Origin of the sequence: Azomonas agilis (assembly GCF_007830255.1) — a bacterium.
Taxonomy (GTDB): domain Bacteria; phylum Pseudomonadota; class Gammaproteobacteria; order Pseudomonadales; family Pseudomonadaceae; genus Azomonas; species Azomonas agilis.
This window is the reverse complement of the sequence record NZ_VLKG01000005.1, coordinates 246697-261193: the sequence shown is the minus strand read 5'-3', so window position 1 is coordinate 261193 and position 14497 is coordinate 246697. Positions and strand designations below refer to the sequence as shown.

General features: G+C 53.4%; 12 protein-coding genes. 7 read left to right on the top strand and 5 right to left on the bottom strand.

From position 1 onward, the window contains the following. The first annotated feature begins 78 nt into the window (after positions 1-78). Entirely contained in the window at positions 79-1122 is a 1044-nt protein-coding gene (locus LX59_RS08875) for an IS110 family RNA-guided transposase (protein ID WP_144570217.1), read from the top strand. Between the two features lie 273 nt (positions 1123-1395). On the opposite strand, the gene LX59_RS08870 is transcribed toward LX59_RS08875, so the two are convergent. The 5 genes from LX59_RS08870 to LX59_RS08850 form a co-directional block, all read right to left on the bottom strand. After that, positions 1396-2085, bottom strand: a complete 690-nt coding sequence (locus tag LX59_RS08870) for a hypothetical protein (protein WP_144571484.1) — start codon at positions 2083-2085, stop codon at positions 1396-1398. 89 nt (positions 2086-2174) lie between these two features. After that, positions 2175-2723, bottom strand: coding sequence for a hypothetical protein (locus LX59_RS08865; RefSeq protein ID WP_144571483.1), 549 nt, complete (start codon positions 2721-2723; stop codon positions 2175-2177). A 108-nt stretch (positions 2724-2831) separates the two neighbouring features. Next, positions 2832-3629, bottom strand: coding sequence for a glucose 1-dehydrogenase (locus LX59_RS08860; RefSeq protein WP_246118719.1), 798 nt, complete (start codon positions 3627-3629; stop codon positions 2832-2834). A 918-nt stretch (positions 3630-4547) separates the two neighbouring features. After that, on the bottom strand, positions 4548-6074 hold the full coding sequence (locus tag LX59_RS08855; protein ID WP_144571507.1) for a SulP family inorganic anion transporter: 1527 nt from the start codon (positions 6072-6074) through the stop codon (positions 4548-4550). Positions 6075-6362: 288 nt separating this feature from the next. After that, positions 6363-7082 (bottom strand): carbonic anhydrase, encoded by a 720-nt coding sequence (locus LX59_RS08850; protein WP_211354838.1) that lies wholly within the window; start codon positions 7080-7082, stop codon positions 6363-6365. Between the two features lie 461 nt (positions 7083-7543). Between LX59_RS08850 and LX59_RS08845 the strand changes: the two genes are divergently transcribed. From LX59_RS08845 to LX59_RS08820, 6 genes are read left to right on the top strand one after another with little or no spacing between them, the layout of a single operon-like run. After that, positions 7544-9682 (top strand): TonB-dependent receptor, encoded by a 2139-nt coding sequence (locus LX59_RS08845; RefSeq protein ID WP_246118717.1) that lies wholly within the window; start codon positions 7544-7546, stop codon positions 9680-9682. Then, entirely contained in the window at positions 9682-10737 is a 1056-nt protein-coding gene (locus LX59_RS08840) for an ABC transporter substrate-binding protein (RefSeq protein ID WP_246118716.1), read from the top strand. Before LX59_RS08845 ends, LX59_RS08840 begins: the two co-directional genes overlap by 1 nt. Further along, positions 10734-11747, top strand: a complete 1014-nt coding sequence (locus LX59_RS08835; protein ID WP_144571480.1) for an ABC transporter substrate-binding protein — start codon at positions 10734-10736, stop codon at positions 11745-11747. The genes LX59_RS08840 and LX59_RS08835 overlap by 4 nt, the downstream gene beginning before the upstream one ends. Beyond that, positions 11725-12756 (top strand): ABC transporter substrate-binding protein, encoded by a 1032-nt coding sequence (locus LX59_RS08830; protein WP_246118715.1) that lies wholly within the window; start codon positions 11725-11727, stop codon positions 12754-12756. Before LX59_RS08835 ends, LX59_RS08830 begins: the two co-directional genes overlap by 23 nt. Next, positions 12753-13457, top strand: coding sequence for a GTP-binding protein (locus LX59_RS08825; protein WP_144571479.1), 705 nt, complete (start codon positions 12753-12755; stop codon positions 13455-13457). The genes LX59_RS08830 and LX59_RS08825 overlap by 4 nt, the downstream gene beginning before the upstream one ends. Continuing rightward, positions 13450-14466, top strand: coding sequence for an ATP-binding cassette domain-containing protein (locus LX59_RS08820; protein ID WP_144571478.1), 1017 nt, complete (start codon positions 13450-13452; stop codon positions 14464-14466). Before LX59_RS08825 ends, LX59_RS08820 begins: the two co-directional genes overlap by 8 nt. The last annotated feature ends 31 nt before the right edge of the window (positions 14467-14497 follow it).

Here is a 14497-nt window from a genome sequence, read left to right as displayed (position 1 = left end):
CTTGAATGCTGTAATGGGCTCTCCCCACGCCACGGTTCTATACCGAAGTAACGACGTTTGCTGAGTGGGAGAGCAGTGATGAAGCGCATCGCAGTTGATCTGGCCAAGTCCATTTACCAAGTTGCTGAGAGTGTCCATTCTGGCCAAGTGGTGCAGCGTAAACGGCTGAACCGGGTGGCGTTTCGGCAATATATACAGGAGCAGAGCGAGCCCGTCGAATGGGTGATGGAAGCCTGCGGCACCGCTCACTATTGGGGGCGCACGATGCAAGCACAGGGGCATGCAGTGATGTTGATTCATCCACGCTACGTGCGGCCCTATCGCCGGCGCAACAAGACTGATCGCAACGACTGCGATGCCATGCTCGAAGCGGCCCGCTGTCGCGATATTCATCCAGTGCCGGTAAAAACCCACGAACAACAGCAGGTGCAGCAACTGCATGGCCTGCGTGAAACCTGGAAGAAGAGCCGTACCCAGCGTATCAACCTGCTACGCGGCTTCTTGCGTGAGGCGGGGATTGAAGCGCCCAGCAGCACCGCCACGTTTCTGCGCGCCGCGCATGAGCTAATCGAGCGGCCTGAGCTGGCACTGCTGCGGCCTCAACTGCAGATTGTTCTGGCCGAGATCAACCTGTACGCGCAGTGCATGTCCGAGTGCGAGCAACAGCTCAAGCGCTGGCACGCCGCCGACGAAGTCGTACGCAAACTGGATGAAGTCAGTGGCATTGGCCTGCTGACCGCCAGCGCCCTGACCGCCGCTGTTGGAAAACCAGAACGCTTTGCCAGCGGCAGGCAACTGAGCGCTTGGCTGGGCATGACGCCACGCGAGTTCAGTAGCGGCGACCGCCGCAAACTCGGCCATATCAGCCGACAGGGCAACGTCTATGTGCGCACCCTGTTGATCCATGGCTCCCGAGCCGCCTTGCTGGCTGCCCAACGCTGCCAGGCGCGCACGCCGGAGAAGCTAACGCACTTACAGCGATGGGTTGTAGAAACAGCAGCGCGGATCGGCCACAACAAAGCGGCGGTAGCCCTGGCCAACAAGCTGGTACGGATCTGCTGGGCAGTTTGGTGCCACGAGCGGCGGTTCAATGGCAACTGGCAGAGCACAAAGCTCGCCTAACGGCGGGGGTAATCAGTAAAGATGTGATGGTTTTCTGGTGGTTGTGGTGAACAGCAGCACTGTCGGAACAGGCGAGTCCTGCAGCGGAACAAGGCCGATAACAATGATGATCCCCGTGATCGATTGAACGCTTGGCCCCCGCTGCGCGAACTACAGCATGGCCAGGGCGTAAGCGCCCAGAACAGGCCGGATATACGAATGCAACCGCGCTGACGACAGGTGCAAAAGCAAAGCTTTGCTCACTACTTGTGGGGAGAGTCCATATACCACTTGTTAGATTTTTGGGCTAAACATTTTAAGGGTTCGATCATCGTTTTCCGTCCAGTATCGCCTGCACACGCAACCTTGCCTGCAAGTTCGTCGCTCAATCGGAATATCAAGCCCCACATCTTGCATTGCAAGCCGAAGAGCACCTACAGCCATACTGTAGGTATCTATTCCCTCGTCGTCTTCATGGCGTGGGTCATCAAGTATTATTTTTCTCAAGTGCCCCTTGAAAGGAAGCTCTCCGCCACTGTGGCGGGCTAGAACCATTTGATCGAATTGTCCCAGTACAAAGTTTTCTTCTAGATCGTCCTTGTCCTGGAACCAGCGCTGTTTTTCTGATTTACCAGCCCACTTTGTAGGATTTAGTTTTGTTACCCATAGTCGGCCGGTACCGGTTCTATCTATTAGACCAATATCGAAAACGAAAAGCACTGGGCCGTATACGTTTGCGCGGCGCGCATGATGATGAATATCAACGGAGTCCATAAATACATCAAACCAGATACTGTATCGGCGATCGATGTCATCAGATTCCTGAGGCGTTTGGGTTATGCCAAGACGCTCAACCGTGCCTCTGGATAGGAGCGCACGCGACCTTAAGAACTGGCATGCGGTCGCGACACTGTTTGCATGGTGCAGTTGGTCAACGCCTTTTTCTGAAAGAGCTTCAAATACGTGGCTAGATGGTATGTGCATAGAAAAATCTAACGACCAGCGTAACCGGCTCCCAACGGAGCGCAGCGCAGTTGGGCATCCGAGTTGACGCTGTTGTTAGAACTCATTGGCTACCACTTTGCTATAACGAAAGCCACCAAAGCCAATAGAGCGCCAAAGACGATGGAAAACGCCAAGATTTTGGTATAATGGTAAATCGCTTCTCCATTCCTGACTCTCATCCACTCGTTCTTCAGTAATACCTGCGCTTTGGCCACCAGTTCCTTCTCAACACGGTTCATTTCCGCATAGTCCATAGCTACGCCCGGTGTCAGCAACCTTTCGAGAGCTTCGATTTTTCCGAGGACAGCCTGCGCTTCCTTTTCCTTCGGATTGAGGCGAAGGCGGATATTTGCCGCCGATTGATTTATTCCTACGAAGTCATCTCGAACGATCTTCCATGTTTCTGATGCGCTTTCAAACGTAGCGACATCCGCTCCATGAATTGCATTGGCATGGGAAATCAAGTTAGCCAATTCGGACCGAAGCGAGTCAATCCAGGCCTGCCGAAACTCAGAGACCTTGTGCTCCTTGCTGATGATCAGGCCAAGCAGTGACACCAACCCTGTTATAAGGGCTGCTAGGATCGCACCAATGGCTACAGGCGGGATTTCACTCATATGAGCCAATACTCCATAGTTCTAACGCAAAGCACACGGGCGGCGAGCCGCGCAGCGGGTTGGTATCCCAGCGACCGGCAGGGAGCGCGTGCTGCGTTTTGTTAGACATCATTTCTTAGGAGCTCCTGCTGAACCAGCAAGAATGCCCCCATCAATGTTTATCTCCGTGCCTGTCAAATAGCCTGATTCATCTGAAGCCAACATAACAGCAACACAGGCTACTTCCTTGGGCAAACCGAAACGCCTAAGCGGTGTATCTTGAACAAAGGCAGCCATATTAGCCTCACGCTCTGCCCCATTACCCAGCATCGGTTCCCACATAGGCGTCAGAATTGCAGCAGGGTGAATTGAATTACACCGTACATTCAAATTCTGCTGTGCACAGTACAAGGCTACACTTTTAGTGTGATTCCGCACACCTGCTTTACTAGAAGCATAGGCTGCAGCAGTTGGAATGCCGACAATGCCAGAACGCGACGATATATTGATAATGGAACCCTTGCCTGTGGCGCGCATGGCTTTAATGGCGTACTTACACCCTAGAAAGACACCATCGAGGTTTGTCTCATGTACCTTGCGCCAGGATTCTATGGTTGCATTCTCTGGATCATGCGGTACAAAACCATCTTCAAAACCAGTAATACCAGCATTGTTGACGACAACATCAAGTCGACCATGTGCTTTAATTATTTTTCCTGTCAGGTTTTGCCAATCTTCCTCATGGCGAACATCCAACAAAGCAAAGCAAGCAGATCGGTTGAGGGATGACGCAACTTGCTGCCCATTGTCCTGATCAATATCCGTGACATAAACAAAAGCACCTTCCGCTGCAAAATGACGAGCAATTGATTCACCAATACCTTTGGCAGCCCCAGTGACTAAAGCAACTTTTCCTTCGAGTCTCAAAATTTGGCCCTCTTAATGTCTAACGCTTCAATAACAGGCCGGAAAAACGCGCAGCGGTTTGGAGGTACGAGCCCGGAGGGCGTTCGTTGATTGATTTGTTAGCAGTCAATGTTGCAACCACTTCCCGTAATGCTCCAAAATCATCAGTCCACATTCCAACAGAGCTGTGCTACGGTCAGGGTCGAACCATGTTCCGTTAAACTTGGCACCGTGAAATAGGTTGTTCCTCATGCGGCAAATGTGCGCAAAAAGAATTTGAGCTGAGCGCTCTGTGTTAGGAACTTCTTTCCATACAATCCGTCCGTCATCCCCAATAGATTGTTTCATTGGAGGACTCTCTAGAATGTACTCGGCTGCTGATGAGTTGTCTCCGAGGTTCACGATGAAGTTTGGACCTACCACCTCGTTCGCAAATCTATCCCAGTCTACATTTATAGTTCCGTTCTTGCCTGGCTGGAAATGCTCGCGCTCCTTCAAAGTGGACTCATACTGTGCGAACAGCTTAAAGAATCTAAATGCTAGATGGTCTAGCTCAGAATGTGCCATATTCCTACCTGCTAACTATTATTAGACCCCACTTGGTGTATAACCTGCCAAGCGGGTCTGGTGGATAATCTTCCTTGCTGATCAGCAAAAGCCCTCTAAATTAAGCTGTGCAGCAGCTCCATGACGGAATAAGGATGTTATACACCACAGAAAATAAGCCACGTCTGCTGGATCAGGATCGGAAATCAATTTGCTTGAAACAGTACCAGCAAATAGCCAGCATCGGCATAGCTTAAATATATATAGGAAGTAGCACCTCAAGAAAAACGCCTGTCTAAGCACTCAGCCATTTCCCCAGACCCCATATAAAAAATCCGATGCCCCGTTGAGGGAACATCGGATTTTCTAGGTACAACTACGGCTCAAACCCCATTAAGTTTTATGGGTAGCCCCCTCCAAACGGCGCTTCAAGGCCCAGTGACCGATCACCAATTGACAACCGTCAGCCTGATGGCTGCGCTCCCAATCTTCCAGCAGCTCCATACAGGCGTGGTCGATGTAGCGCAGATTATCTAAAGGCACATGCAGCGTGGTTCCGGGTTTGATCTTATCCAGAGCCCGACTCAGTTTAGGTACCTTTAAGAAGGTCGCCACGCCGGTCATGCGCAGTTCCGCTTGGGATTCATCTTCTGGATCATAAACAATGTTGATTTTGAGACGGGAAGCCATCACCGCTAACTGAATCAGGGACAGGATAAAGCCAACCAGTACGCCAGTCAGAAGATCGGTACACACGATGGTTACAGCCGTCACGACATAAACCAACTGGGGCGCACGGCCATAACGCTTCAGGCTGCTGATGACCGAAGGATCAGCTAATTTAAACCCGGTATACACCAAAACACCGGCCAAACTGGCCACCGGAATCGCGGTTAATACAAAAGGCAGAGCCACCACAAAGGCTAACAACCAAACACCGTGCAAAATCGCCGACAGTCGAGTTTTAGCGCCCGCCTGCACGTTGGCAGAGCTACGCACGATCACGCCGGTCATGGGTAAGGCGGTGACTAAACCGCATAAGAAATTACCTATACCCTGCGAAAATAACTCTCGGTCAAAGTCAGAACGCGGCCCTTGGTGCATACGATCCACCGCCGCTGCCGACAACAGAGTCTCAGCACTGGCGATAAAGGCTAGGGCAATGGCCGACATCAGCAAAGCGGGATTGGCCAGCAAAGCCAACTCCGATAAACCCACAAAGTCGATGGCATCCCCTAGATTACTGGGCACATCAACGCGATTAACCTCTAAGCCCAATATCAGACTAATCAGGGTTGCAGCGGTCACGCCTAATAAAGCGCCGGGTAGAAAACGCAAACTGTGCGGACGTTTTTTATCCCAAGTCCACATAATCGCAATCGTGATCAAGCCCAACAGCAGAGCACATCCCCCTGAGCTCCCCTCACCACTCCATTGCTTCAGTGCCGAAGTTAAGGCCTGAGGATAGGCCAAGAGGTTAGCCAAACCCGCTGCTTGGGGCGTGGCATCCAACATCACATGGATTTGCGACAGTACAATCAAAATACCGATGCCCGACAACATGCCGTACACCACCGCTGGAGAGGTGACGCGAAACCATGCGCCCAAACGGGCAAAACCAGCGGCTACTTGAATAATGCCCGCTAAAATCAATACCGGCCCTAGAGCGGCAATACCGTGCTGACTCACCAGTTCAAACACCAGTACCGCCAAGCCCGCCGCCGGGCCACTGACTTGCAGGGGAGAGCCTGCCAGAAATCCAACGACTAATCCCCCAATAATTCCCGTAACCAACCCCTTAGCCGGTGGCATACCTGAAGCAATGGCCACTCCCATACACAGGGGCAAAGCCACCAAAAAAACCACTAACGAAGCCAATAAATCCCGTGAAAAAGTTTGCTGAAACCCAGCAAACCTCATTGAGAGCACTTCAGACATAAATGGTGGATCCCCATCATCTTGAATACCCAGCAAGGCATCCATCGGTTTAGATTGATGCCCTACTGGGTATTGAATATAGAAACGGCACGAATACTGGGCTCAATAAGGCCCAAAAATCGGGTTATCCCGAGAGTCACCGATACATGCCCACAGGGGTTTAAGCATAGCCCCATGCTGAGCTAAGTTAATCGGTACTTATGTAGTAGTTATATCAATGCACTACCTAGTGAACCCACCCTAGTTGCGAAAACGCAGGTACCGGTTAAATCAAGAAGCGGCTACCAAACGTGGGCGTGGGTTGGCCACTGGCATGTCGTCACCGTCTAGGGGTAAGAAACGACCTTGCTCTACATCGTAAGCACTGATTTCACCGGTCTCGATGGAGTAAATCCAGCCGTGAATAAACAACTGACCACTGGCTAAACGAGCGGCCACGGATGGATGGGTACGCAGGTGATCCAACTGGGACACCACATTTTCCTCAGTTAAAAACTCCAGTGGATGCTCATGGCCACACTGATGATGGCTATGACCGGCTACTACGGTACGAGCCACCTCAGCGTGACGCAGCCAAGCCTTTACGGTAGGCATATTTTCCAAAGGCTCTGGATTGAGTACCGCCTTCATGGCACCGCAATCGGAGTGCCCGCAGATGATGATGTGCTTTACGCCCAACCCCAAAACCGCATATTCGATGGCGGTAGATACCCCACCGTTCATCTGACCATAGGGCGGAACAATGTTGCCCACGTTACGGGTGATGAATAAATCGCCCGGTTCGGTTTGGGTAATCAGCTCAGGAACAATGCGCGAATCCGCACAGGTGATAAACATAACCTGAGGCGCTTGTGACTTAGCCAGTTTTTGGAACAGTGCTTGCTGAGTGGGAAAGACATCGCGCTTAAAACGCTTAAAGCCATCAATAATAGGCTTTAAGGTCTCAGAAGCCATTTGAGCCGACACAGGACGCAGTTTGGATCCACTCATGATTATTCCCTCATATCCTCTGAACGCTGGAGAGCAGCAACCTGTTAGGTAGTGCGCTTACGAAACACCAAGGTTCAGATTAGAAACCTCGTGCTGTTTCGTAGCATCCAAACTAGAGAATGAAGCTTAACTCATGCTGAACCTCTGACTCGGATAGGCTGAGTGCAAAGCGCTTATCTCGAAATTTGATGACCCATTCAAGGTTTTTCAAACCCTTTTATTTAGGGTATTTCTAACCTTCATGTCAGCCCATTCAGCCAGTACAAATAACATTCAGGTACACTCTGGCTTGAGTGCTGACATTCTCGAACGCTTAATGCCTCCTACACCCCTCGACCGCTGAACACCCAAGAACATTAATCCGATATCGTTCTAAGCTGAACGCAAAACAGCCCTTTATGGGACTGGCACAGCCCTTGCCAAATCCGCATCAGGATTACCAAACGCGCGAGGGTGCCGCCGTGTCGTCTCTATATCGCTATGCCCAAATCACCTGTATTGGTCTACTGCTTGCTCCTATAAGTCCCGTCGTGGCGGAAGAGAATGCCAGCGAAGCCCCCCTAGAATTAACCGAAACTCAGATTACTAGCCTGCAGGCCGCCGATGGCAGTGCCGAGTTGGGCTATCGCGTCGAAAGCATTCAGCTTGGGCCACTGGGCAACACGCGCTTACAGGACACGCCCTTCTCCATTAATACCGTTTCTGGGGATCTGATTCAGAACACCCAAGCCACCAATACCACCGAAGCGCTTAAGTATGTGCCCACGGTGTACAGCAACACCGGGGCCAGTCAGATTACGCCCTACTTCACCCTGCGCGGTTTTTCAGCCTCCACTTGGAACTACAACATGGCTGTGGATGGGATGCGTAACTTCGATGTGTACCAACCGATGGAAGACAAAGAGCGCATCGAGGTACTCAACGGGGCCAACGGCTTTTTATACGGCATCACCTCACCCGCCGGGATGATCAATTACAGCCTGAAACGCCCCACCGCACACAGCCTGCGGGAATTCACCGTCGGCACCTACGATAAACAGGTCTATGGCCATCTTGATTTAGGGGGAGCACTCACCGATACCCTCAAATATCGGCTTAACGTGCTTCAGTCCGACAAGGGCGACACCAACGGCATGGATGATCAAAGCCAAAAACGCCACCTGTATTCTGGGGCACTGGACTGGCAAATCACCCCCGATACCTTGCTGATGCTGGATGCCAGCCGTTCGCGGCGCAATTTAGAACACGCCCAAGCGCTGTTTATGACTACGGCGCACATCGGCATTCCCAGCGCGCCTAATGCTTCAAAAAACTGGGGCGCTCCCTACACCGGCGCTATGGATGCTACCAACCGATTCGGCATCGGCCTAGAAACCAAGCTGAATGATGTGTTTACCCTACGCACTAAAGCACGTTACAGCCGTATTGAGCGCTCGTATTTGCTCAATCGTCAGGTGTGGCAAAACAATGATCTGGACTACCGCTGGCGGGTCGACTCTCAGCAAGAATTCGACACCATCGTCAAGCAGTTCAATCTGTTTCTGGATGCCAATCTAAGCACCGGCCCCTTGAAGCACCTGTTTACGCTGGGTGTAACCCGTGACTCTTACGACTCCGGCGATAGCGGCTACCGAGGCACCACCTATACCACGGTCTATCCGGGTGATCTGCACGGTAATACCCATTATCGCCCTTGGAGTGAACCGCCCAAAGGCACCAGCACCTCACAGGAAACCCATTACACCACCTTGATCTTTGCCGATCGCATTTCCATCGGCGACCACTGGACGGTGATGATTGGTGGCACTCGGGCACGGGTGGATGATCGCTCCACCTCACGCAATTCTGCAGGTGCAGAAACCACCACCCGCTATGACGAAAATGAATTCTCCCCCGCTTACTCCATCAGTTTCAAACCCATCCCCGAGCTAACCGCTTACGCCTCCTACGTCGAATCCTTGCAACAGGGTTTAGTGGCGGGCGCTACACAGGCCAACGCCGGACAGGTGTTTTCACCCTATGTCAGCAAGCAAAAAGAGTTGGGGCTGAAAGCCTCAGTTGGCGGTATGGATTTGAGTTTGGCTTGGTTCTACATTGAAGATGCCAACCAAAACGTGGATACCGCTACCAACGTCGCCACTCAGGATGGCAAGGCGATTCACAAAGGCTGGGAATTCTCCGCCACAGGCCGCCTTACCGAGCGTCTGACCCTAACCGGCGGCTTTACCAAACTGGATGCTTGGATTGATCGCGCCTCAGCCAACGAACGCAAAACCCCGCAAGGGGTTCCAGAAAGCATGGCCAAGCTGTACGCCGAGTATGATTTGCCCGGCTCCAACTCGGTATCAGGACTAACCCTAACCGGCGGCATTAGCTATACCGAAGAAGTACCTTGGGATGCCGCCAACACCCTGTACGTCAACTCTGTGACCTTGCTGGATGCCGGTCTGCGCTATCGGGCTCGTGTGTACGATAAAGACACCACGTGGCGGCTAACGGTGTCTAACCTCGGCGATAAGGACTATTGGACGACCCGTTCCGGCATCCTGTACTTAGGTGCGCCCCGTACCCTATCGCTGTCGGGCACGGTATCCTTCTGATGCGCCGCCCAATCCGTACTTTAGTGACCATTATCGGGCTGATGGGCGGGATGCTCAGTGACTCCGGTTGGGGATGGGCTCAAACTTTTCCCCTATCCTTGGTAGACCAAGCCAACCACACAGTAAATCTCACCGCTGCGCCTCAACGCGTGGGCACGCCGGGAATTTCCCTTGCCTCCTTTATTTTGGCTCTAGGAGGACAGGAGCAGCTCGCCAGCATCACCCCTGAAGTACAAAGCAACCCTTGGTTGCGCCGCATCTTGCCTAAAATCAGCCAGTTACCTACACCTTTTGTGCGGCCCGCTTCGGTACACCTAGAACCACTGCTGACCCGTAAACCGGATTTAGTCGCGCTCTGGAATACCCACCAAGCCTTGGGAGCCCGACTCGAACGCCTAGGGATACCCGTACTCTACTTGGGCTACAGCAATGCCACAGAGATGATGACCGCCGCTCGCTTACTAGGCCAAGCCCTTGGCCCTGCGTCACAGGCTCAGGCGGAGCGCTTTATTCAGTATTACCAAGGCAACCTAGAGCGGGTTGCCTCCGCTTTACGGCCCCTTAAAGACACAGAACGCCCCCGTGTGTACTACGCCGCCCTATCGCCACTGCACACCGAAGGCCAGAATTCGATGATCAATCATTGGATTGAGCAGGCGGGAGGCATCAATGTCGCCGCTCAAGCTGGATTACCCGCTGAGGCTCAGGTGTCTTTGGAACAGCTATTGATATGGCAACCGGAATTCATCATCAGCCTAGACCGCAGCACTCAGCAGGCCATTTTGGACGATCCACGCTGGCACTCGTTACCCGCTGTTCAAGCGGGGCGCGTGTTGGTCAACCCTAAGGGCATCAATGCTTGGTGTACTCGGGCCACCGAAACCGCCTTACAGATCCTGTGGGCGGCGCAGCTCTTCCATCCACAGCGTTTTTCGAGCCTGGATCTGGCCACTGAAACCCGGCGTTTCTACCAAGAGTTTTACCAATACAGCCCCAGTGATCAGGAGGTGCGTTTGATTTTGCAAGGTGCTGACCCGCTGGAGGCCACCCCATGAACCGCCGTCTTACCCTGAGTCTGTTGCTGTTACTGGGTTTATTTAGCCATTCGAGCATGGCGCGTACGGTCACGGACATGGCAGAGCGCTCGGTAGAAATCCCCGATCATCCCCAACGCCTGTTTCCCGCCATCACTGCCCTAACGCCGGTACTGGTAGCTCTAGCCCCTGAACACACAGTGGCCCTATCCTTCGTACTGCCAGAAGGAGCTCAGGATTTTTTACCGGCGGGAATCAGCCAACTCCCGATTATTCCCGTGCTGCAAAACCCTGATGCAGAGCAGGTTTTAACCATTCAAACCGACTTAGTTGTGAGCTGGACGGGCCCCAGTAGCCTACAGAATAAAACCCTCGCCCTGATGGAGCGTCTGCATAAACCAGTGGTGCTGCTGGATGCCGAACACTTAAGCCAATACCCTGCTACCTTCCGAAGATTGGGCGACATACTGCAACGCCCAGAACGTGGCGAACAGCTTGCTTTGGGGTTGGAACAGCGTTTAGCCGCCCTACAACAAGCTGTGGTGGATATCCCCGAATCGCAACGCCCTAGGGTGTACTACAGCGAAACGCCTGATGGGCTGACCACCCAGTGCGCCAACTCCAGCCGTATGGAAGTGATTCGACTGGCCGGAGGGCGACCGGCGTTAGACTGCCCGCAAACCGACTTCACCCTCAGTCAAAGTCTGAGCTTAGAGCAAGTACTCTTGATTAACCCCGATGTCATCCTGACGCGGGACGCTAAAACCGCCGAACATCTGCGCACCGATCCGCGCTGGCAATCCATCAATGCCGTGCGCCACGGACGGATCTATAGCATCCCAGCCTTGCCCTTCAACTGGTTCGACCGCCCCCCTTCATTTATGCGGATCTTGGGAGCCCGTTGGTTAGCCGGCCTGCTGCATCCTCAGCGCTTTTCTGAAGAACTTCGCCCTTACGTGCGCACCTTTATGCAGGAATTTTTCCAAACTACCCCTTCGGAGGCTGCCCTTGACCGCTTATTGCTACCTTGATCCTCAGGCTGCGGATACAGGTCTGGAGTCACTGGAATATGAGGAGCCTGTATTCCCAGAGGAACAGGGCGCGGCTCCCCGGCAATTGGACTTTTACGGACACAGCATTCCACCTTTAGAACGAACGCTGCGCCGCCAACTGGCCCGCTACTTCATCACCCAAGGTCTCCAGCCCGATTGGTACATCCCGCTCCCCTCAAACGCACAGCCTTATCAAGACTTTCGGCATACTCAAAGGCGAGAGGAGCTGCCCTGCCTGATTGCTGCTGGCCCGCGCCACTTTGCGCAACCCGATTTTAGGCAGCGTTGGGCTAATGTGTTTGCGCCTTTGCCTTCAATCCCCATGCGGCCTGAGTTGATCAGCGCTGAATTTGCCGACCCAGAAGATCTATTCCGAGTGTACGGCAGCGCCTGCTGGATCATGCTTCTGGATCGCGAACGCCTAGGCAGCCGCCCGGAACCCAAAGGCTGGGCCGACTTATTCAACCCGCGTTACCAAGGCGAGATCATCCTGAATGGCGAACAAGGACTGCCCAACGCCATGCTACTGGGCAATCTGGCCAAAGACTTCGGCCCCGCCGCCCTAGAAACCCTAGGCCGGAATACCAAGGCCATTCAAGGCGGGGGCGAAATGGCCCGCGCCGCCGGTAGTCGTCACCCACAGCGGGCGGCCATTTACGTGCTGCCTTGGTTCTGGGCAGAAAACAACATCCATAGCGAACGCACCGCACGCCTGTGGCCTGAAGAAGGAGCCTATGGTTCCCCCTTGACTTTGTTGGGGCAAAAACACCTCAGCCCCGGCGCTCAAGCGGCTTTTGATTTTCTCACCGGCCCGCGCTGGGCCAGACAGATGGAAGACATCCACTGCATTGCCGCTCATCGCCAACACGCTCGGCTGCCGTTACCCGGCCCGCTACGTTGGATCGGTTGGGATTTGGCCCGCAGTAACCAATTGGATGCTTTGCTGGCGCAGGCCGGTCACTCCTTTAAACGAGGCTATCAAGCATGAAACTCATCACTCTGGCAGGCCCGCCCTCTTCCGGAAAAACCTCCCTTGCCCTGAAAGTCATGCAGCAACTGCGGGACACTGGATTGCGTTGCGGGGTAGTCAAATTCGATTGCCTGAGCAGCCGTGACGGTGAGCGCTATCAGGAAGCAGGCTTTCCGGCTTTAACCGGATTGGCTGGCAATACCTGCCCCGATCATTTTTTTGTCAGCAACATTGAAGACTGCGCGCGCTGGGGCCACGAACAGCAATTGGATGTACTGATCAGCGAATCCGCCGGCTTATGCAACCGCTGTGCGCCCCATATTCGCGGCCTGTACGCCGTGTGCGTGCTGGATAACCTCTCCGGTGTGGATACCCCGCGCAAAGTCGGCCCTATGCTGAAAACCGCTGATTTAGTCATCATCACCAAGGGAGATATCGTCAGCCAAGCCGAGCGGGAAGTCTTTGCTCATCGTGTGCGGCAGGTCAATGCCAAGGCGCGCATCCTGTTTGCCAATGGCATCACCGGCCAAGGCAGTTGGGAAATCAGCCGACTCTGGGCCAATGCCGCTGAAGATGACTCCCTAAGCGGCGGTCAGCTACGCTTTTCCTTACCCTCGGCCGTGTGCTCCTACTGCTTTGGGCAAACCAAAATCGGGCGTGATTTTCAGCGCGGCGTAGTACGACGCATGAATATAGAAGAGGACGGCTCCCATGACTGAACTGCCTGCATCTCTGCGTCAGCAGATACTCCTTGAACACGCGGGAGCGGCTGAATTCTTCCGCCTAAACCGCCTCCCCATCCCCGTATCCCACAATACACTAAAAGATTATTGGCACAGCCTACCTTGGCAACAGCAAGACTTGGGCGGCTGGACCCCCGAAAGCCTGTGGGAAGGTTTGCAGGCATTTTTAGCCGCGCGCCAACTCTCCGCCGATCAACTCAGCATTGTGCAATCCCTCGAAATCACAGCGGGCCAAGGAAAAGACGGAACCCCCGAAGCTCAAAATCTGTGTTTGCGTCCCGGTGAAGTCATTTGCATTGTGGGGCCGACCGGAGCCGGTAAAAGCCGATTACTGGCCGATATCGAATGCCCGGCCCAGGGGGATACGCCCTCTAAACGGCACATCTTGATTGATGGCAAAGCTCCTAACCCGGAATGGCGTTTTTCGGGCGAAGCGCGTTTAGTAGCACAAATTACTCAAAACATGAACTTCGTCATGGACTTATCCGTGGCCGCTTTTTTACGCTTACACGCTGAAAGTCGGGCTTTAGCCGACCCAGAGGAAGCCGTTTGGCGGGTATTGGATGCAGCGGTGGCTATGGCCGGTGAACCCTTTGGCCCTAATACTCCCTTAACTCAGCTCTCGGGTGGGCAATCCCGTGCCTTGATGATTGCCGATGCAGCCCTGTTAAGTCCTAAGCCAATCATTTTGATTGATGAGATTGAGAATGCCGGCGTAGACCGCACCCGCGCCCTCAACCTCTTCATCGAGAAAGGCAAAATCGTGTTGCTATCGACCCACGATCCCTTGCTGGCGTTGTCGGGGAGTCGGCGCTTAGTCATTTGCAACGGAGCGGTTGTACAGGTACTAGAAGCCAATAGCGATGAGCAGGACTGTGTGGAACATCTCGCCCAACTGGATCGTAGCTTAGCCGCTGTACGTCAAGCATTACGGCGAGGTGAGACACTGGATCAGCAGTGGAAGGAACGTTTTTTTACTCCCTAAGCCATTCTTGCTTTCAAGTACATGAGTTGGA

Coding starts and splice junctions, on each gene's coding strand:
- LX59_RS08875 (WP_144570217.1), top strand. CDS start 79: ATGAAGCGCATCGCAGTTGATCTGGCCAAGTCCATTTACCAAGTTGCT.
- LX59_RS08870 (WP_144571484.1), bottom strand. CDS start 2,085: ATGCACATACCATCTAGCCACGTATTTGAAGCTCTTTCAGAAAAAGGC.
- LX59_RS08865 (WP_144571483.1), bottom strand. CDS start 2,723: ATGAGTGAAATCCCGCCTGTAGCCATTGGTGCGATCCTAGCAGCCCTT.
- LX59_RS08855 (WP_144571507.1), bottom strand. CDS start 6,074: ATGAGGTTTGCTGGGTTTCAGCAAACTTTTTCACGGGATTTATTGGCT.
- LX59_RS08850 (WP_211354838.1), bottom strand. CDS start 7,082: ATGAGTGGATCCAAACTGCGTCCTGTGTCGGCTCAAATGGCTTCTGAG.
- LX59_RS08840 (WP_246118716.1), top strand. CDS start 9,682: ATGCGCCGCCCAATCCGTACTTTAGTGACCATTATCGGGCTGATGGGC.
- LX59_RS08835 (WP_144571480.1), top strand. CDS start 10,734: ATGAACCGCCGTCTTACCCTGAGTCTGTTGCTGTTACTGGGTTTATTT.
- LX59_RS08825 (WP_144571479.1), top strand. CDS start 12,753: ATGAAACTCATCACTCTGGCAGGCCCGCCCTCTTCCGGAAAAACCTCC.
- LX59_RS08820 (WP_144571478.1), top strand. CDS start 13,450: ATGACTGAACTGCCTGCATCTCTGCGTCAGCAGATACTCCTTGAACAC.